Genomic DNA, 18,257 nt, shown 5'->3' with positions numbered 1-18,257 from the left:
TGGCGCCCGACACCGGTCACGGTGGTGTTGAGCTGGACGACGTCGGGGTGGGCGGATCGGTCGCCTCGGCGACCAGGGCGACCACCTTGCCGAGGTGTTCCGGGGTCGTGAGGTGACCGAGGCCTGGCATGACCCGCAGGTCGAGGTTCATGGTTCGGCGCAAGGCCGGTCCCAGCCGCCCCGGGGGCAGGAACCGGTCGTGTTCTCCCACGCCGACGACACACGGCTGTTCGGCGCGGCGGGCAAGTAGCTCGGCGGGCAACGGTGGTGGCGCCAGAGTCGTGCGGCAGCTGGTGGCCATGAGGGTCATCCACTGCACCTCGGTGTCGGGCGGCTCGGTGCCGGGGGCGACGAACAGCCGAAGCATGGTGCGGGTGTGTTCGGCGGTGGGCCGGAGCAGCCACCGGGCCGAGGCCAGTGCCAGTTCCGGGTCCACCTTGAGCCGGATGATCCCGGCGGGGGAGATCAGCACCCGCCCCGCGATTCGCGGCGACCCGGCGGCCAGGGCCACGGCGGTGCCCAGGGAATTGCCCACGACCACCACTCCGTCGCCGTCCAACGCGGTCAGGATCTGGTCCAGCGTCCGGCCGTACCAGGCGAGCCGGGACCGGGGCGGGCGGCGTGGATCGCTGAGTCCGGGCTGGCCCGGCAGATCTACCACCGTGGTCGCCCACCGCGCCGACAGGGCATGCAGCCACCTCAGCGCGACCGCGGCGTTGGATCCGGTCCCGGGCACCAGGACGATCCGCGGCGGCCCGGTTCCGGCGGAGGTCAATGACACCTGCCCGGCACCGGTTTGCACCGTTCGCTGCTGGACGGGGAAGTCCGCCCGCGCCAATGCGTCGGAGCACCACCGTCGTACCGCTTGTTCACCACGCGCGTTCCGGTAGACGGTCGGCATCGCGCAAGTGTGTTCCCGCTGTCCTGTTTAGTCGAGCGCGGTGGGCGGAGTCTCTTGCAAATGCGTAAGTCCACGCTAACCTATTCGGGTGGCCGACGCCTTCTCCGCAGCCGCCGAGCCGACCCGGCGACGCCTGTTGCAGCTGCTGGCGGCCGGTCCGAAGACGGTCAGCGAGCTGGCCGAGCACTTCACGGCCACCCGGCCGGCGATCTCCCAGCACCTTGCGGTGCTGGCCGACGCCGGGCTGGTGACCGCCCGCAAGGAGGGCCGGCACCGCCACTACAGCGTGGTGCCCGCCGGCATCGCCCAGCTGCGCGCCGAGATCGACCGCTTCTGGAGCACCGAGCTCGAGCTCCTGGTGGCCGACGCCACCAAGAGAGCCACTACGCACCCCGAGGAGCATCACTCGTGATCGTTGAGAAGACCGCGTTGCTGCCCGTCTCCGCCGACGAGGCCTTTGCGCTCATCACCGAGCCCGATCGTCTGCGACGCTGGCTCACCGTCTCCGCCCGGGTCGATCTGCGGGCGGGTGGGGAGTTCCGCTGGACTCTCACCCCGATGGCGGTCGCGGTCGGCACGATCATCGAGGTCGACCCCGGCCGGCGTCTCGTGCTCGGATTCGGCTGGGAGGATTCGCCCGATTCCCGGATGGACACGGTGGTCATCACGATCGAGCCGGTCGACGGCGGCACCCTCGTGCGCCTGGTCCACGACGGCCTGCCCGCGGACAAGGGTGAGGGTGTGCTCGAAGGCTGGACCCACTTCTTCGAGCGGCTCGAGCGGGCTGCCGCCGCCGGTGACGCGGGTCCCGACGAGTGGGCCGCCGCCCCGGAGCGCCTCGATCCACTCACCTCGGCCAACGCGACGCTCGCCGTGCTGCAGCACGTGCTGCGCGGCCTCGGCGAGGACGACCTCGGCAAGTCGACGCCGTGCACCGAGTTCACCGTGGGTCAGCTCGAAACGCACCTTCGGGGTTCGCTGACCTCGTTGGCCAGCCTGGCCGGCGGCACGCTCGCGCCCGCGCCGGCCGGTGACCTCGAGTCGCGGATCGCCGAGGCGGCGCGGCAGGCGGTCGAGACCTGGATGCGGCGGGGCCTTGAGGGCACGGTGCAGGCCGGGCCGCAGGAGCTGCCGGCGGCCTTCGCGGCGGGCATCCTGTCCGTGGAGTTTCTCGTGCACGCGTGGGACTTCGCCTCGGCCACGGGGCGGAAGGTGACCGTGTCCGATGAGGTCGCCACCTACGTCCTCGGCCTCGCCGAGCAGATCGTCACGCCCGAGCTGCGCGAGAGCGCGGGCTTCGGCCCCGCGATCCCGATCAGCGAGGATGCGCCTGTGCTGGACCGCCTCGTCGCGTTCTCGGGCCGCGTCGTCTGAGCCGCGACCCCACCCGGAGCTCCGCTGCGTCCGGTACGGTGAATGAAGGTGTGCCGGGAAGCCTGGTCGGCGATGAGGTAGAAGGCCGTCCACAGGGGGCACACCATGATCCTCGACATTGCCGGCGCGGTCGCCGGCCTGATCCTGCTGGCCGTTGCGGCCGACCATCTCGTGCTCGGTTCGTCCCGGCTCGCCCGCCGGTTGCGGATATCTCCGGTCGTCGTCGGTGTCGTGGTGATCGGCCTGGGTACCTCGGCTCCGGAGTTCCTGGTCTCCGGTCTGGCCGCGGCCCGCGGTGACAACGGCATCGCGGTCGGCAACATCGTCGGCTCGAACATCCTGAACCTGACGCTGCTGCTCGGCGTGCGGCGCTGATCGCCCCGATCCCGGTGGCGTCGCGAGTGATCCGGCGTGAGGTGCCGCTCGCCGTCGCCGCGGTCGGCCTGTTCGGGCTGATCGCCGTCGTCGTGGGCCTGGGCGTGCGGACCGCCGTGATCCTGGCCGCGGCCGGCCTGGCCGCCCTGTGGCTGTTGGTGCGGTGGGCCCGCGACGGCCGCGCCGAGGCCGGGCTGGCCGGCGACGTCGAGGAGTTCGTCGCTCGTCCACACCGCACCGGCCTGGAGGTGCTGCGGGCGGTTCTCGGCCTCCTCGGCGTGCTGGACGGAGCTCAGCTGCTGGTGACCGGCGCGTCGGCGGTCGCGGCCAGTCTCGGCGTGTCGCAGCTGGTCATCGGCTTCACCCTGGTGGCGCTCGGCACCTCCCTGCCCGAGCTGGTCACCTCGGTGCAGGCGCAACGCCGGGGCGAGTCGGACCTGGTCGTCGGGAACCTGTTCGGCAGCAACCTGTTCAACAGCCTCGTCGGCGGCGCGGTGATCGGCTTCGCGGACGGCGCCACGGCGTACGCCGGAATGGTCTTGACCTTGACCATGGTCCTGAGCGCCGGCCTGGCCTGGCTGCTGTTGCGCCGCGGCCTGCGGCTCACCCGGCTCGACGGTGTCCTGCTGACCCTGGCGTACGCGATCGTCGCCCCACTGCTGTTGTCGGCCTGACCGGATATTCGGCTCCGGAGCGGGTACGTTGGTCCACGGTGCGCCGGGAAGTCTGGTCGGCAAGTGACTGTCCCGACCCCGAAAGCTGGCCCGTCCGTGAGTGAAGCACCCCGTTTGTTCAGCCCCGGCTCCTGGGGTGAGGCGCGGCGGATCGCCGACGTGCTCCGCAAGGAGACGATCGGCGGCGCGTTGCTGCTGGCCGGCACCCTGGTCGCGCTGATCTGGGCGAATTCGCCCTGGTCCGGGGGCTACGACAAACTGGTCGGCTTCACCGTCGGCCCGTCCGCGCTGCACCTGGACCTGTCGCTGGGCACCTGGGCGGCCGACGGCCTGCTGGCGATCTTCTTCTTCGTCGCCGGGCTGGAGCTCAAACGCGAGTTCGTGGCCGGTGATCTGCGCGATCCGCGGCGGGCGGCGGTGCCGGTGGCCGCCGCGGCCGGTGGCGTGATCGTGCCCGCGGTGTTCTACACGCTGGTCAATCTGGGCGGCGAGGTGCAGGGCTGGGCGATCCCGACGGCGACCGACATCGCGTTCGCGCTGGCCGTGCTGGCCGTGGTCGGGCGGTCGCTGCCGACGGCGTTGCGCACGTTCCTGCTGACCCTGGCGGTCGTGGACGACCTCCTGGCGATCGTGATCATCGCCGTTTTCTACACCGCCCACCTGTCCGTGTTGCCGCTGCTCGCGGCTCTGCTGCCGCTGGCGCTGTTCACCGTGCTGGTGCAGCGGCGGGTTCGATCCTGGTGGCTGCTGTTGCCGCTGGCGTTCGCGGCGTGGGCACTCGTGCACGCCTCCGGGATCCACGCGACCGTTGCCGGGGTGCTGCTCGGCTTCGCGGTCCCGGTTCTGCGCTCCGAGCGGGCCGGCGGCCCGGACGCCGGCCCGGGTCTGGCCGAGCACTTCGAGCACCGGTTCCGGCCGATCTCGGCCGGGATCGCGGTGCCGGTCTTCGCGTTCATGTCGGCGGGCGTCGCGATCGGCGGCGTCGAGGGTCTGACCTCGGCGCTGTCCGATCCGATCGCCATCGGGATCATGGTCGGGCTGGTCGTCGGGAAACCGATCGGGATCCTGCTCGCGACGTGGCTCACGGCCCGTTTCACCCGGGCGACGATCGACTCCGGCCTGTCCTGGATCGACATGGCCGGCCTGGCCGTGCTGGCCGGGATCGGGTTCACGGTGTCGCTGCTGATCGGCGAGCTGGCCTTCGGCGCCGGCGAGCGGGACGACCACGTGAAGGTGGCGGTGCTGCTGGGCTCGCTGGTCGCCGCGATGCTGGCGTCGGTCGTGTTGCGGGCCCGCAACCGCGTCTACCGGCGGATCCGGGAGGCCGAGCAGGTGGATCGCGACCGCGACGACATCCCCGACATCTACCAGCGCCGGGACCTGCGCGCTTGAGCGTAGGGTCGGGTCATGCGCGCACGGGACGTGGCTGTCCAGATGACCACGGTGGTGGAGAGCATGCCGGCTCGGGAGGCGGCCCGGGTGCTGGCGGCGCAGGATCTGCCGGGTCTGGTGGTGGTCGACGGGAAGGGTCGTCCGTTGACGGTGCTGGCCGGCACGCAGGTGCTGCGGATGGCGTTGCCGTCCTACTGCCAGGACGATCCGGCCCTGGCCCGGGTGATCGACGAGGCCGCCGCCGACGTGATCTTCGACGGGATCGGCGACCGCACGGTGGCCGACCTGCTGCCACGCAACCGGCCGGAGCTTCCGGCGGTCAGCGCCGACGCGACGCTGTTGGAGGTTGCCTCGGTGATGGCCCGTTCGAACGTGCCCTTGGTCGCGGTGGTCGACGCCGACCGGGTGATGACCGGTGCGATAACGCTCGACGGTCTGCTCGACCGGATGCTCGGGACCTGAGAATCAGGAAAAGGCGAAAAAGCGCAGCCAGAGGTACGGCACGGCCAGCGCGACCGAGATGGCGGTGACGATCAGCCCGTACTTGGTGAAGCCCCAGAACGAGATGCGATGCCCGGCCCGTTCGGCGATTCCGAGCACGACGACGTTGGCCGAGGCGCCGACGGCGGTGGCGTTGCCGCCCAGGTCGGCGCCGATGGCGAGGGCCCACCACAGCACCTGGGCGTGGTCGTTGCCGCCCGAGGCGTCGACCAGCTCGGCGACGATCGGGCTCATCGTGGCCACGTACGGGATGTTGTCGACGACCGCCGACAGACCGGCCGAGGCCCAGAGCAGCAGCAGGGTGGCCGGCCACAGCTTGCCGGCGACCGCGTCGGTGGCGGCGTGCGCGAGGCTGTCGATGACCCCGGTGGCGACCAGCCCACCGACCATGACGAACAGGCCGGCGAAGAACACCAGGGTCGGCCACTCGACATCCTTGGCGACCTCGGTCGCGTCCAGGCGAGACAGCGCGAGCAGCAGCAACCCGCCGAGCAGCGCCACCACCGACGGCTCCAGGCCGAGCAGGGTGTGCAGGCCGAACGCGACCAGGACCGCGCCCAGCACCGCCAGGCTGAGCGCGACCAGGCGGGGATTCCGGATGGCGTCGCGTTCGTGGAGCGCCATCACCCGCTCGACCCGGGCGGCGTCGTAGCGGAACGCCGCCCGGAACATGAACCGGCACAGCACCACCAGCACCGCGAGCACGACCACGATGAACGGGGCCAGCACGCTGAGGAAGTCGTTGAAGGTCAGCCCGGACCGGCTGGCGATGATGATGTTCGGCGGGTCGCCGACCAGCGTCGCCGTGCCACCGATGTTCGAGGCGAGAACCTCGGAGATCAAGAACGGCACCGGGGGTACGCCGAGCCGATCGCACACCAGCAGCGTCACCGGCGCCACCAGCAGTACGGTGGTCACGTTGTCGAGCGCGGCCGACACGACACCGGTGACGACGATCAGAATCACCATGATCGGGAACGGGCGGCCGCGCGCCTTCTTGGCCGCCCAGATCGCCACGTACTCGAACAGGCCGGTCTGTTTCAGCACGCCGACGATGAGCATCATGCCGAGCAGCAGGAAGACGACGTTCCAGTCGATGCCCGAGTCCTCGGAGAAGAACGCGTGCTCGGCGTCCGTGATCCCGAGCGCCAGCATGATCGACGCTCCGGCGAGCGCCACCGCCACCCGGTTGATCTTCTCGGTGGCGATCAGTGCGTACGCCGTCACGAACACCGCCACCGCGATCCAGGCGAGCACGCCCACGCAGGTTTCTCCCTGGAACTCGGTCAGCCGTCATCGATCGCCGACCAGACTTCCCGGCACACCTCCGATCAACTTAGCAGCGATTCATCCGGCGGCGAGTTCGGCCTCCAGAGCCCGCATGATGTGCGACCGCCAGCCGCCGCCCATGATCCGCATGGCCTGCTGCTGCCAGGGATCGCCGGGGTCGAAGCCGTCGTGGCGCAGGAACAGGCGGGTGCCGTGGCCCTCGGCGGTCAGGGTCCAGGTCACCGTGCTGTCGAGGGTGCCGTTGCACCAGGACCAGCGCAGCAGCCGCTCGGGCTCCAGATCGAGCACCTGGCAGTGCACGATGCCGTCGAACCCGGGCCGCGGTGCGGTGCGGAACGTGAACCGGTGCCCGAGGACCGGCGCGAAGTCGCTCGGCATCAACCAGGTGGCCAGCCGGGCCGGGTCGGTCAGCGCCCGCCACACCTTGCCCGGCGGATGCGGCAGGTACTGGTCGACCTCGATCGAGGTCGGCTCGTCAGTCATCGTCGGCATCCAGGAACGTCGCGAGATCGCTCATCTTCCCGCGCCAGAACTGTTCGTAGGGCGCGAGCCATCCAGCCAGCTCCTGCAAGGGCCCGGCCTCCAAGGAATAGAGCCGCTGGCGGCCGGCCCGGCGTTCGGTGACCAGGCCGGCGTCCTTGAGCAGGCGCAGATGCTCCGACAGGCTGGGCCGGCTCATGTCGAACCGTTCGGCCAGCCGCGCCACGGGGTGCGGGCCGCCGTCGCGCAGCAGTCGCAGCACCTCGCGGCGGGCCGGGTTGGCGATCGCGGTGAAGACGTCGACCTCAGGCACGGGGCGGTCGTCCCTGCAGGACGAGCCGGTTGCCGTCGGGGTCGGTGAACACCGCGTACCGGCCCCACGGCGCGTCCTGGACCCCGTCGGGCATCTGCACTCCCTTCGCGGTCAGCGCCGCGACCTCGGCGTCGATGTCGTCGGCGTGCAGGACCAGGCCCTGCAGCGACCCGGCCGGCATGGTGTCGAACCAGGTGACCAGCGTGATCGAGGTCTGCGCACCTTTCGGCGCGACCTGGATCCACTGCTGGGCCGGGCCCATCTTGTTCTGGCGCACCAGCTCGAAGCCGAGCGTTCCGACGTAGAAGTCGCGGGCCCGCTCCTGGTCGCTCACCGGCAGGGACACCACGTCGATGTGTGTGATCGTCATGCCCCAACAATAGGTAGGATATTTCCTACCGGTCAAGAGGTATGTCGGCGCCACGGCTGCCCCGAGGCCAGCACGTACTGGGTGAACACATGGCGCCAGGGGATGACGACGATGATGATTACCACCCAGAGGATGGTGCCGGCCTGCTCGCGGGTGCCGCTGTCGAGCTGGTTGTCCAGCCACGGCGGCAGGGCGAAGACGCCGAGCCAGAGCAGCTTCCACGCGACCTCGAACAGCAGGATGGGCAGCATCCGCTGGGGATGCCGAAGTCCGAACAGAGCCAGGACCGACATGGCCACGAGCAGGCACTCGACGGTGCCTTCGGCCAGGCCCCAGGACCGGTCGGCGAACAGGAGAGGCCATTTGACCACGACGAGGCCGACTCCCATGACGAGGTAGCCGATGCGGAGCAGGTTCAGGCGCCACAGGGCGAGCTGCCCGGCCGGCGCTGCCGCGGGTGCGGACTGCTGCAGGTAGGTCACGAGATCTCCTTGACGGTGACGAGTCGTGCGCGGAGCCGGTGCAGCTGGGGCATGAGGCCGTAGATGACGATCGGCACGGCGATCGTGACCAGAACGAAGGTCCGAACCACGACGGGCAGTCCGTCGAGCAGGCGGCTGAGGGCCAGGTTCAGGACGACAAGGGTGGGGAACACAGCCAGCCAGATCATCAGGGCCAGCTGGTGCTTCGAAGGCGGTTGTACGGACATGGGCGCAACTCCTCTGGTGATGCATCGGGTTCGTTCGCTCAGGTGCTCACCGTCGCCTTCCTTTGCAGATGCAGCAATGATTGTTGCTAAAACCGGGAAAGCGCAGTGTGATGAGCCGATGGACGACCTGTCGCGGATCGCTGTGGCGCTGGACCTGGTCGGTCCGCGACTGAAACGGATCCGCGCCCAGCGAGAGGTCACCCTGGCCGAGCTGGCCGAGCGCACCGGTATCTCCACAAGCACCCTGTCGCGCCTGGAGAACGGCCAGCGTCGTCCCAGCCTGGAGCTGCTGCTTCCACTCGCATCGGCCTACCGGGTGCCATTGGACGATCTCGTCGGTGCCCCCGAGGTGGGCGACCCCCGGATCCGGCTCAAGCCGCGACGGATTCATGGCCGCACCGTGCTTCCGCTAACTCAGCAGCCGAACGGCGTACAGGCGTGGAAGATCATCATTCCGGCGACCCAGTCGACGCCCAGGCCGCGGGTGCACGACGGCTACGAATGGTTGTACGTGTTGTCCGGGCGGATGCGGCTTATCCTGGGCGGCCGCGACTTCATCATCGGCATGGGTGAGGCGGTCGAGTTCGACACGCAGCTGCCGCACTGGTTCGGCAGCTGCGGCGACGGTCCCGCCGAGGTCCTCAGCATTTTCGGGCGGCCCGGCGAGCGCATCCATGTTCGAGCTACGACCGTTGACGGGGAAGCGGTGCACTGAGCGGCTCGTTCGCGACCGGCCGGTTCGGCCGGTCCGTCTGCTCGGTGGCCACGTCGATGACCTCCACGGAGACCAGGGTGACCCCGAGGTCCCGGATCCTGCTGAGCAGCCCATGGAGTTCGGCCTGATCCGTGACGGCACCGGTGAGGCTCGTGGTTCCGTCGTCCTCGCGGGTCAGGGTGAGGCCACCGAACGAGGACGACCAGTGCTGGTCGAGGTGTCCGCCGACCCTCAGCCGGTAGTGGCTCATCAGAAACCGATCTTCCCGGTCATCGGGCGTCGGCCGGATGCAGCTGCGAGGTGGTCAGGGGGCGAGCGTCCGCGGTTCGCCGGTCGCGCCAGAGCGAGTAGCCGAGGCCGATCAGGGCGACGCCGGCCGGAACGGCGAAGAGCCGTTGAGTGAGCTCCGGCAGCTGGAAGGTGGCCACTGTCGCCGCGGCGCTGACGGACATGAGCGCTGCGGCCCATCGGGCGAGGACGTTGGCCCGGAACAACGCGATGCCGAAGATGACGCCGCCGACGATGTAGGTGATGGCGACCGTGCTCAGGTTCTGCAGCCCGCTGACGTCACCGACCGGGGTGCCGCTGGTGGCTACCGCGAGGACGTCGTTGACATAGCCGGGCTGACGGCCGGCAAGATCCGGCAGGACGAACACACCGACGACCTGAAAGCTCAGCAGAGTGAGGTAGCCGACGGCGAGTACGGCGTACCCGACCAGGCCGAGCACCTCGGACTCCCGGACCTGCCGCAGGTAGATGCCGGTGATGCCGACCAACGAGAGGACGGCCATCAAGATCTTCGCGGTTTCCCGCGCCGCGTATTCGGTCGTGGTGGTGAAGGGGGCGTCCAGGAGCGGGTGCTTGATCTGTACGGCGATGAACAGAAGGCCGCCGGCGACGGCGGCGAGACCGGCCGCCCGGGTGAGTGCGGTGGTGGTGATCGTCATGTCGAGTCCTAGGTGTCCTGGGTGGTCCGTGGCGAGCGCCGCCGGACCACCTGAACCTAGGGACGGACGGGGTGAGCGGGCGTCACCCAACGATGTGACCGACCGGGTGAGTTCGGGCCGGGTGCCGTCAGATCAGGCCGTATTCGCGGGCGCGGAGCACCGCCGCCCGGCGATTGGTGACGCCGAGCTTGGTGAAGACGTGCTTGGTGTGGGTGCGCACCGTGTTGTGCGAGACGAACAACTCGCGGGCGATCTGCGGCCCGGTCAGCTCGCTGTCGAGCAGCCTGAGCACATCGAGTTCCCGTCCGCTCAACGACTCGGCCATCCGGGCCGAGGGCTCGCGGGCGTACGGCCGGAGGCCCTGCGCCTCCCGGACCAGGGTCTGCTGCCGGCGGATCTCCCGGACGCTGCCGGTCCGTCCGGACGCCTCAGCCGCTTCCAGCAGCCGATCGAGCAGCTGAGCCGCGTGGGCGATCAGGTCGCGGTCGGGCCGGGCCCGATGCTGCGCGACGAGCAACCGTACGAGGGTGAGGTGGTCGAACTCGCGGAGATAGCGGGCGTCGTCGGTGACCGCCACTCCTCGCTCGCGGGCCCAGTCGGCGGCCTCCGGCAACCGGCCCTGCTCGATCCAGACCCGTGCCCTGAGCGCGGCGATGGGTCGTACGTCCGGGAAGAAGCCCGGACGGTGGAGCTGCTCGGCCTGGTTCAGGAGCTGGACCGCCCCCTCCGCGTCGCCGCGAGCCCACGCGAGGAGTCCCTTCGCGACGAACCAGCGATGGCTGCTCTCGGTCATCGGCCGGTCGTCCGGGGCGGCGGCACCGAGATGGCTCGCGGCGCCCTCCAGGTCCTCCGCCTCGATGTCCATCTCGCTCAGCGCCACGTGCAGTGCGGCGGCGGCCCGCCGCACCGGTGATCCGTACGCTTCGGCCGAGGCCAGTGCCTGCGCACAGAGCCGGCGGGCCTGGTCCGGCCGGCCCGCGGCGAGCCAGAGGTCACTGAGCACCACGGTGGCGCTCAGCTCGTCGACGAAATTGCCGGCGGCGTGCAGGCCGGCCACCGCCTGGGTGAACGTCTCCAGGGCGCCGGACACGTCCCCGGTGGCCCACGCGGCGAAGCCGAGGAATCCCGCCCACACGGTCTCCTCGGCCTCCGCGTTCTGCGCGCGGCCGGCGGCGGAGGCGAGGTCGAGGACCTGGCGGGGACGCAGTAGGCGCAGCATCGCCCCTTCCGAGCCGGCGGCAGCGGCGATCGAGCGCAGCTTGTCGGCGTCGACCGGAGTGCTGAGTTCCGGCCGGCGGTCGGTATGTCGCAGGGTGGTGGTCCGAAGATGCCGGACCGCGCCCGCCTCGATGGGGATGTCGGCGCCGACCCGGACGGTGGCCAGGTGCCGTGGGTCGGCCGCGTCGGGAAGGCGGGTGACGGTGGTGTGCCGGCCATCCGAGGCGAGGCTGTTCAAGGCGTGATGCAGTGCCATGCCACAGCTCAGGACAGCCAGGCGGTGAGCTGGTTCGGTGCGGTCAAGAATGCGACTGTCCTGGATGAACAGGTCCATCCGGCCGTCGCCGAGACGCCACCGCCACGGCCGGGTGTCGTGGACGGACGGAGCTCGAGCCGCCGCGGTGGTGGCGTTGATCAATATCTCGGCCGAGGCCCCGGCGGCGTTGTCAGGGTCGTGGTCAACGGGTTGGGAGGATGACGGGTTCGGCCGGGTCGGTGCCGCCGGTGTCGAGGCGGAACGGCGGGTAGGCGTCGGTCATCAGCGAGGTGTACGCGGCGACCCGCAGCACCCACCGGTTCAGGCCGAGGATCAGGTTGTAGAGACCGTCGGGATAGCTGGTTGTCGCGGTCATGATGGTTCGCCTTCCGCCGGCGACAAGTGTCGCCCGGGCGGCGCTCGGCCCTTGAACCTGAGGGTGGTCCGATGGGACTGCCGAGATCTTGAGCAGCACGCCCGGTGGGCGCCGGCCCGTCAACGCACTGACGAACTGATCCGGCACCAACCCTACGCCTGTTGGACCCGCGGTGGGCGTTCGACCAGCGCCACTGGCGAGCGTACTGATCAACCGGGCCGAGAGCCTCCCCGGCTACTTTGCCGAGGAGGCTCTGACCTTGTCGGTGGGCTAGAGGCGCGGGTCCTCCTGGACCTTCAGGGCGTTGAGGATCGGGTCGTCCTCGCCCTTCTCACGGGTGAATACGATCGTCAGGTCGCCGCCGAGGTGTTCGACGGTGACCGTGTTTGTGTCGGCGGCCAGTGCACCCACCTTTGCCTGCACGTCGTGGTCGTAGAGGGCGATCTTGCCGTTGGCCAGTACGTCGAAGGCGCGCTTGCCGGGTTTGACCCTCTCCAGCTCCGCGAAGTCCAGGCCGATCCGGTAGGTGCCGGCCGGGGCGTTCTTGAAGACGTAGCTGAACGTCTCGCCGGTTCGCTGGGTGCGGAACAGGGCGTCGTCGTCGGTGCCGGCGATGTCGGAACGGGTGGTAGTCACCTTGCCGCCGGCATAGCCCCAGGTGGTGCGGGAGCTGAGCGCCTGGTCGGGTGACCAGTTGGCGTAGCCGGATCCGCCGGCGTCGACGGCCTTCCAGTAGGCCGATGTCGCCAGGCGGACCGGCTTGAGCTGGGTCTCGCCCTTGCCGGCGGTTGACGCCACCAGCAGGTTGCCGTCGAGCACGCCGGGCTTGAGGCCGGCGTTGTCGGCCGTCGCGGTGACCGTGGTGGACGTGCCGGCCGCCAGCGTGACCGTGCCGGTTGCCGCCGCGCCCTTGAGGGTCAGCCACGGAAGGTCGGTTTGCTCGCTGATTCGCACCTCCAGCGGGGCGGAGCCGCTGTTGGTCACGGTTACGTCGGCCGTTGCCTTCTGGGCCTTGTCCAGCAGCCAATCCAGGTTGGCTCCGGTGACGGTGGCTATGCCTGTGGTCAACGCGGTGTCCCGTACCTCGGCCTGGTCTTTCTTGGTGATTTTCACCGGGTGGTTGGCGGTGACGTAGTTTGGCGCCTCAATCTGCACGGTGTTGTCGCCGATCAGTGCCTGGGCCTTCCACCGGCCCTTCGTGTCGGTGGTGATCACCCGCTCGCCTGCGGGGCCCCTGAGCGTGACTATCGCGCCTGCGATCGGCTTTCCGTCGTTCTTGTCGGTTACCGTGCCCTCGATCGTGCCTGCGGCCGGGAGGCTGTACTCCAGGCCCAGGCCGGCCTTCAGGACGGGCTGGTCCACCGAGTACTGGGCTGCGGCGTTGCGGTTCAGGCTCTCCACACCTACCGTCGCCGATTGGCCCTGGGTCAGGGGGTTGTCGCCGCCTACGCCGTCGCCGTAACCGATCTGGATTCGGCCGTCGGCGATCAGGGTTGCCGAGAAGCTGACCCGGGCCGTCTGGTCGCTGTAGAAGGTGACGTTGCGCCATTCGACTACCTGCGCCGCCACCCCGTCCACCTCGGTCGTGCCGAAGTAGATGCCGGCCTCGTCGTCGACTACCAGGTCGTCCCAGAACGGGTAGATCGCGTCGATCGGGTACGCGGACGGGAGCGCCGTGTTGCCTCCGGACGTGTAGGCGCGGTCGAAGGTCAGCGTGCCGTTCGTCGTCACGCACACGCCGTCCCAGGCGGTGTCGTAGAACGGCTGCAGGTAGCCGGCATCGAAGAACAGCGGGCCACAGAGGTCGTCGCCGTGCCAGCCGGACTCCTGCGTGCCCTGGCGGTAGAGGCCCTCGGTCACCTTCATCGTGTACGAGCGACCGGCGGGAGCCACCGGCACCGGGCCCGGGTCCGGCTCCTCGGGCTGGTCCTCCGGCTCCGCCGCGTCGGCGCGTGGGTCGAGCGTCACCCGCAGTGCGGCGATGGTCGGCGGCTTCAGGCCCTTCGAGCCCCGCAACTCCACGGTCAGGGGGCCACCCTCGTGCTGCACGACCGCCTTACGCCAGTCGGCGGCGTTCGGCCCCACGGCCGCGGTCGGGTCGTACGCGTAATCCGTCAGCGCTCCGTCCACGAGCACGTCGAACACCCGCTTGCCCTTGCCTGCCCGGTCTATCTCGGCGAACCCGAAGTCGACCGCGTAGCTGCCCTTCGGCGCGTCCGGGAAGCGGTAGAACAGGCTCTTGTCCGCCGTGGTGCGCTGGGACTGGAACAGGGCGTCGTCCGTCGTACGGGCAATCGGGGTCTTGGTGATGTTGACCTTTGTCTTGCCTTCGTAGCCCCAGGACTTCTTGCCGGCGGCCTGGTCGGCGGACCAGGCGAAGCCCGAGCCGTCGGTGAACTTGGCGCCGCCGGCGTTCACGCCGACCTGGTACTTCGTGGTCGTCAGGGTCACCGGGACGTAGGTCTTGGATTGGCGTCCGGAGTCGGACCGGACCACGATGTTCGCGCCCTGGACTCCGGGCTCGGCGCCCTTCGACGAGAGGGAGACCTGGACGGTCGTCGACTGACCGGGGGCGAGGGTGCCGCCGGTCGAGGAGAGCGACAGCCACGGCAGGTCGGTGAGCAGGTCGTCCTCGACGTCGACGAGCACGACGTCGTCGGCGAGCTGGTCCACCGCCCACAGCGCACCGGTGCTGTCGGTCTCGAGGCCGCCGCCCTGGCCCGCCTTCTGGCCCGGGAACCACCACGCGTTCACCAGTGAGCAGTCGTCGGGTTTGACCTGCAGCAGGCGGGTGGGCCGGTTGTAGGTGAGGTCGGTGTACCAGATCGTGTCCGACGCCTGGTTGTAGGCCAGGCCCATCACCTCGGGCAACGGCGGGGCGCAGTAGGACAGGAGCTTGCCGGGGTTGTCGTGCGACGTACCGGCGACGGTCCCGATCATGCCGTTCCGGCGGCCGCCGACGTAGAAGACGTCCCGGGCCGGGTTGTACGCGAGACCGGTCAGCTGCAGCGTGGACCAGTCACCCTTGATCTGCCTGGTCTCCTTTCCGGTCTCGGTGTTGAAGCAGTGGATGTAGCTGGCGGGGCTGTCCTCCATCTGGCACATGTCACCGGTCTTGGTGTCCAGGGCCATGTCGAACGCCCGGTAGTCGGGGTTCCACGACGCGTCGAAGACCTTCCCGGTCTTCTTGCCCGTCACCGTGTAGGCGGTGTTGGTCCGCGCGTTGTAGTCGTGGACCCAGACGTCGCCGTCGTACCCGATGCCGGAGGGTTCCTTCTCCGCGGTCGTGCCGGGGATGGCGATCCGGGTGATGACGTCGCCGCCCGAGGTCGCGCCGACCTTGGTCGCAGCCTGCGCTTCCGCAAGGCTCGAGGTGGCGACGTTCGACGGCTTGACGCCGCTCGCACCGGCCTTCCAGGCGGCGAGGTCGATCGTGCTGGCCGCACCCGCGCCGGTGCGCGCGGTGGCGCCGGCGGCGTCGAGCTCGGGGTGCCGCGCGGCTTCGCCCAGGTTGTACGTGAGGGGAGCGGATCCGTTGTTGGTCAGCGTGAGCGAGCCCGCGCCGTTCTGGTCGGTGCCCAGCAGCGCGTCGAGGCCGTCGGCCTTCAGCCCGGCGGCACCCGTGGTCAGCCGTGCGTCGATGGCGGCCTTCGCGTAGAGCTGCTTCAGCGCGAAGGGGTACGCCGTGGTCGTGTAGTTCGGCGCCTCGACCGTCATGGTGTAGTCGCCAACCGGGAGCTGGCGGTGCACGATGCCCGTCCCGTTGGTGGTGACGGTCTCGACGAGCCCGTCCTTGGTGCTGAAGGAGACCCTCGCGCCGGCCACCGGCAACCCGTCGTTCTGGTCGGCGACGGTCGCGTCGAGGTACCCGAAGTCCGGCAGGTCGTAGGTGACGATCATGCCGGCGCTCAGCACCGCGGCATGGTCGGAGAACCGGATGCCGTCGACGCCGGCCCAGCCCTGGATGCCGGTGACGGCTTGCGCGCCGGCGGTCACCGGGTCGTCGGTTCCGACGCCGTCGCCGTACCCGAAGATCATGGTGCCCGAGCGGGTGAGCGTGGCCGAGAAGTTGACCGGCTCGGTGTACTCCGACCGGGTCGGCCAGGCCCAGAGCTTGGCGTTGCGGTACTCGATGACGAATGCGTCCTCACCGTTGACCTTGGTGGCCGCCGTGAAGACACCGCCGCCGGGGGCGAACTCGACCGGGCTCTCGACGTAGAACGGGAAGATGCCGGCACCGCCGTAGCCGGGTCCGGTGCTGCCGTCCGGGGCGATGACGCCGCGCAGCCCGATGCCGAGGGTCTCGTGGCTGCCGTTGTAGAGCGCGATCGGGAACGGCAGCTTCACCGTCGCCCACACACCGCTGGTGAAGGTGACCGGGTCGCTGCCGCGCAGGTAGTCGCCCGCGGAGACGGCGCAGCTGTAGCCGCCCTTGTCGACGACGAGCCCGACCGGGATCTCGGACGGCTCGTTCCGGGCGCCTACGGTCAGCGGGACCGTGGTGGGCGAGAAACAGGCGTTCGGCTTGACGGCCAGGCCGTACGCGCCCTCGGGCACACCGGCGATCGTGAACGCGCCGCCGGCATCCGTACGCACCGTCTTCAATGGGGTGTCTTTGATGGTGACGTCGGCGTTCGGGACCGGCTGCTTCTTGTCGTCGACGACCCGGCCGCTGATGTCGTGCTTCACGGCGGCGGTGAGCGGCAGCTCGACCGACGTGTCCTGGCCGAGGGTGACCGTGACGTCGGCGGTCGCGGTCAGGTAGCCGAAGACCCTGGTGCTGAGTTTGTAGTCGCCGACCGGGAGGTTCGTGGTGAACCGGCCGTCCTTGTCGGTGCCGATCGACCGGCTGAACGGTCCGCTGATCGTCACGTCGGCGGCGGGAACCGGTTTGCCGTCGGCGGTGACGACGCCGGTAAGTGTGCCGCCCTTGCGGGGCGCGAGCTCCAGCAGGCGGACGAGGTCGAGCTTGCCCTCGCCGTACATGTTGTTGATCTCGGCGGTGCCGCCGCACTCGGTGTCGTCGACGTCGACGGCCGACTCGCCGAGCAGGCGGCGGGTCTCGTCGACCTGCCCGATCAGGGTCGGGTCGTAGCTCCAGAGGTCCGCGACGGCGCCGGCGACGTGCGGTGCCGCCATCGACGTACCGGACATCTCGATATAGCTGTCGTTCGGGTAGGACGAACGGACGCCGTCACCCGGGGCGGAGATCTCCGGCTTGATCCGGCCGCCTTCGCCTTCTCCCTTGCGGGAGAACGACGCGAGCGTTCCATCCGGGGAAAGGGCGCCGACGGAGTACGCGCTCGCGGCGGCGCCGGGCGAGGAGACAGAATCGCAGGACGCGTACGGCGAGGTGTTCCCGGACGACCAGGTGCTGAAGATGCCCGCGGCGGTCCAGGCGTTATCGACGGCCTGGAAGAAGTCGTCGAAGTCGTGTTCGACGTTCTGACCCCACGAGTTGTTGATGACGTGCGGGCGCTTGGACGGATCGGGGTTGTTGCCCCGCAGGTCGGTCGGGGCGAGCAGCCACCAGCCCGACCGCAGCAGCGACTCGACGCCGGTGCTGTCGCAGCAGCCGTTCGTCGCGATCCACTGCGCGTCCGGTGCGACGCCGACGTGGTCGGTGCCGTCGCTGCCGACCATCGTGCCCATGGTGTGCGTGCCGTGCCCGTCGTTGTCGCACGGTGCGTCGGTGCACGAGCCCCGGGTGGCCATCCAGTTGTAGTTGTGGTCGACGGTGCCGTCCGGCTTCGTGCCCCGGTACTGGTGGACCAGGGCGGGGTGGTCGAACTGCACGCCCGAGTCGAGGTTGGACACGGTGATGCCGGCGCCGGTGGCGCCCATGGCCCAGGCCTGCGGGGCGTGGATGGACTCCAGACCCCAGGTGACGGTGTCGCCCTCTTCTGCGGCTCTCTCTTCCACCGGGTCGACGAGAGCGACCTGCGGCGTCGTGTGGATCTCGGCGACCTGCACCCGCGCTGCCACGTCGAGGGCGAGCTTCTCGGTGCCGCCCTTGACCAGCACGGCGTTGGCGATCGGGTAGGGGGTGTACTTGACGCCGGCCCGGTCGAGCTCGGTCGAGACCGACGCCACGGAGTCCTTCGCCGCCTTGGTCAGCGCGTCGTAGACGAACCGGCCACGAGCGGTCCAGTCGGTGATCTTCTTCGCCGGCGCGAGGTCGGCCCCGGTCTCGAAGGTGATCCAGAAGTCGGAGGACGGTTGCGTGCGGAAGCGGTCCTTCAGATCCGGCGCGATCTTGCCGGCGGCCGGGGCCGGATCCGGCTCGGCCGCGAAGGCCGGTAGTGACGGGAGAATAGTCAGGGCGACCGCTGCGGCCGCGATGGCTGAGAGTCTCATGGGTGTCCT

General features: G+C 69.8%; 17 protein-coding genes and 1 pseudogene. 6 read left to right on the top strand and 12 right to left on the bottom strand.

Going from position 1 to position 18,257, the window contains the following annotated elements; all coding sequences use genetic code 11:
* Positions 1-16: 16 nt before the first annotated feature.
* Positions 17-781, bottom strand: coding sequence for an alpha/beta fold hydrolase (locus tag Ate02nite_RS29760; protein WP_203811162.1), 765 nt, complete (start codon positions 779-781; stop codon positions 17-19).
* Between the two features lie 208 nt (positions 782-989).
* Here Ate02nite_RS29760 and Ate02nite_RS29755 point away from each other — a divergent pair, with 208 nt between their 5' ends.
* The 5 genes and pseudogenes from Ate02nite_RS29755 to Ate02nite_RS49545 all read left to right on the top strand — a co-directional run bounded on the left by Ate02nite_RS29755 (position 990) and on the right by Ate02nite_RS49545 (position 5,178).
* Positions 990-1,313 (top strand): ArsR/SmtB family transcription factor, encoded by a 324-nt coding sequence (locus tag Ate02nite_RS29755; protein WP_203811161.1) that lies wholly within the window; start codon positions 990-992, stop codon positions 1,311-1,313.
* A complete protein-coding gene (locus tag Ate02nite_RS29750; protein WP_203811160.1) occupies positions 1,310-2,275 on the top strand; it encodes a TIGR03086 family metal-binding protein in 966 nt (321 codons plus the stop codon). The genes Ate02nite_RS29755 and Ate02nite_RS29750 overlap by 4 nt, the downstream gene beginning before the upstream one ends.
* A 105-nt stretch (positions 2,276-2,380) precedes the next feature.
* Positions 2,381-3,324 (top strand): annotated as a pseudogene (locus Ate02nite_RS29745) (calcium/sodium antiporter).
* Between the two features lie 96 nt (positions 3,325-3,420).
* Complete coding sequence (nhaA, locus tag Ate02nite_RS29740; protein WP_203811159.1) at positions 3,421-4,716, top strand: Na+/H+ antiporter NhaA; 1,296 nt, start codon at positions 3,421-3,423, stop codon at positions 4,714-4,716.
* Positions 4,717-4,731: 15 nt separating this feature from the next.
* Positions 4,732-5,178 carry a CBS domain-containing protein gene (locus Ate02nite_RS49545; RefSeq protein ID WP_203811158.1) on the top strand — a complete coding sequence of 149 codons (447 nt, stop codon included), beginning with the start codon at positions 4,732-4,734 and terminating at the stop codon, positions 5,176-5,178.
* Positions 5,179-5,181: 3 nt separating this feature from the next.
* On the opposite strand, the gene Ate02nite_RS29730 is transcribed toward Ate02nite_RS49545, so the two are convergent.
* From Ate02nite_RS29730 to Ate02nite_RS29705, 6 genes are all read right to left on the bottom strand, one after another.
* Complete coding sequence (locus Ate02nite_RS29730) at positions 5,182-6,480, bottom strand: ArsB/NhaD family transporter (RefSeq protein WP_203811157.1); 1,299 nt, start codon at positions 6,478-6,480, stop codon at positions 5,182-5,184.
* Positions 6,481-6,564: 84 nt separating this feature from the next.
* A complete protein-coding gene (locus Ate02nite_RS29725; RefSeq protein ID WP_203811156.1) occupies positions 6,565-6,990 on the bottom strand; it encodes an SRPBCC family protein in 426 nt (141 codons plus the stop codon).
* A complete protein-coding gene (locus tag Ate02nite_RS29720; protein WP_203811155.1) occupies positions 6,983-7,300 on the bottom strand; it encodes an ArsR/SmtB family transcription factor in 318 nt (105 codons plus the stop codon). Before Ate02nite_RS29720 ends, Ate02nite_RS29725 begins: the two co-directional genes overlap by 8 nt.
* Complete coding sequence (locus Ate02nite_RS29715) at positions 7,293-7,670, bottom strand: VOC family protein (RefSeq protein WP_203811154.1); 378 nt, start codon at positions 7,668-7,670, stop codon at positions 7,293-7,295. Before Ate02nite_RS29715 ends, Ate02nite_RS29720 begins: the two co-directional genes overlap by 8 nt.
* A 32-nt stretch (positions 7,671-7,702) precedes the next feature.
* A complete protein-coding gene (locus Ate02nite_RS29710) occupies positions 7,703-8,152 on the bottom strand; it encodes a hypothetical protein (protein WP_203811153.1) in 450 nt (149 codons plus the stop codon).
* A complete protein-coding gene (locus Ate02nite_RS29705; RefSeq protein ID WP_203811152.1) occupies positions 8,149-8,379 on the bottom strand; it encodes a putative antibiotic biosynthesis monooxygenase in 231 nt (76 codons plus the stop codon). The genes Ate02nite_RS29710 and Ate02nite_RS29705 overlap by 4 nt, the downstream gene beginning before the upstream one ends.
* Positions 8,380-8,497: 118 nt before the next feature.
* On the opposite strand from Ate02nite_RS29705, the gene Ate02nite_RS29700 reads away from it, so the two are divergent.
* Positions 8,498-9,094, top strand: a complete 597-nt coding sequence (locus Ate02nite_RS29700; RefSeq protein WP_203811151.1) for a helix-turn-helix domain-containing protein — start codon at positions 8,498-8,500, stop codon at positions 9,092-9,094.
* On the opposite strand, the gene Ate02nite_RS29695 is transcribed toward Ate02nite_RS29700, so the two are convergent.
* The 5 genes from Ate02nite_RS29695 to Ate02nite_RS29675 all read right to left on the bottom strand — a co-directional run bounded on the left by Ate02nite_RS29695 (position 9,063) and on the right by Ate02nite_RS29675 (position 18,248).
* Positions 9,063-9,344 carry a DUF8691 family protein gene (locus Ate02nite_RS29695; RefSeq protein ID WP_203811150.1) on the bottom strand — a complete coding sequence of 94 codons (282 nt, stop codon included), beginning with the start codon at positions 9,342-9,344 and terminating at the stop codon, positions 9,063-9,065. The genes Ate02nite_RS29700 and Ate02nite_RS29695 overlap by 32 nt on opposite strands.
* A 19-nt stretch (positions 9,345-9,363) precedes the next feature.
* Positions 9,364-10,041 (bottom strand): hypothetical protein, encoded by a 678-nt coding sequence (locus tag Ate02nite_RS29690; RefSeq protein WP_203811149.1) that lies wholly within the window; start codon positions 10,039-10,041, stop codon positions 9,364-9,366.
* A 127-nt stretch (positions 10,042-10,168) separates the two neighbouring features.
* Positions 10,169-11,515 (bottom strand): LuxR C-terminal-related transcriptional regulator, encoded by a 1,347-nt coding sequence (locus tag Ate02nite_RS29685; RefSeq protein WP_203811148.1) that lies wholly within the window; start codon positions 11,513-11,515, stop codon positions 10,169-10,171.
* A gap of 202 nt (positions 11,516-11,717) precedes the next feature.
* The gene (locus Ate02nite_RS29680) at positions 11,718-11,891 is read right to left on the bottom strand and encodes a hypothetical protein (protein WP_203811147.1); all 174 of its coding nucleotides are present in this window, start codon (positions 11,889-11,891) and stop codon (positions 11,718-11,720) included.
* A gap of 270 nt (positions 11,892-12,161) precedes the next feature.
* On the bottom strand, positions 12,162-18,248 hold the full coding sequence (locus Ate02nite_RS29675; protein WP_203811146.1) for a S8 family serine peptidase: 6,087 nt from the start codon (positions 18,246-18,248) through the stop codon (positions 12,162-12,164).
* Positions 18,249-18,257 lie beyond the last annotated feature (9 nt).

Origin of the sequence: Paractinoplanes tereljensis, assembly GCF_016862435.1 — a bacterium.
GTDB classification, from domain to species: domain Bacteria; phylum Actinomycetota; class Actinomycetes; order Mycobacteriales; family Micromonosporaceae; genus Actinoplanes; species Actinoplanes tereljensis.
The sequence above is the reverse complement of the archived record's forward strand: the minus strand, read 5'-3'. Positions and strand labels throughout refer to the sequence as shown.

What these genes read in the sequence shown, in the direction of transcription:
- Ate02nite_RS29685 (WP_203811148.1), bottom strand. Translation starts at nt 11,515, where the DNA reads ATGGCACTGCATCACGCCTTGAACAGCCTCGCCTCGGATGGCCGGCAC.
- Ate02nite_RS29690 (WP_203811149.1), bottom strand. Translation starts at nt 10,041, where the DNA reads ATGACGATCACCACCACCGCACTCACCCGGGCGGCCGGTCTCGCCGCC.
- Ate02nite_RS29675 (WP_203811146.1), bottom strand. Translation starts at nt 18,248, where the DNA reads ATGAGACTCTCAGCCATCGCGGCCGCAGCGGTCGCCCTGACTATTCTC.
- Ate02nite_RS29680 (WP_203811147.1), bottom strand. Translation starts at nt 11,891, where the DNA reads ATGACCGCGACAACCAGCTATCCCGACGGTCTCTACAACCTGATCCTC.
- Ate02nite_RS29700 (WP_203811151.1), top strand. Translation starts at nt 8,498, where the DNA reads ATGGACGACCTGTCGCGGATCGCTGTGGCGCTGGACCTGGTCGGTCCG.
- Ate02nite_RS49545 (WP_203811158.1), top strand. Translation starts at nt 4,732, where the DNA reads ATGCGCGCACGGGACGTGGCTGTCCAGATGACCACGGTGGTGGAGAGC.
- Ate02nite_RS29695 (WP_203811150.1), bottom strand. Translation starts at nt 9,344, where the DNA reads ATGAGCCACTACCGGCTGAGGGTCGGCGGACACCTCGACCAGCACTGG.
- Ate02nite_RS29705 (WP_203811152.1), bottom strand. Translation starts at nt 8,379, where the DNA reads ATGTCCGTACAACCGCCTTCGAAGCACCAGCTGGCCCTGATGATCTGG.
- Ate02nite_RS29715 (WP_203811154.1), bottom strand. Translation starts at nt 7,670, where the DNA reads ATGACGATCACACACATCGACGTGGTGTCCCTGCCGGTGAGCGACCAG.
- Ate02nite_RS29725 (WP_203811156.1), bottom strand. Translation starts at nt 6,990, where the DNA reads ATGACTGACGAGCCGACCTCGATCGAGGTCGACCAGTACCTGCCGCAT.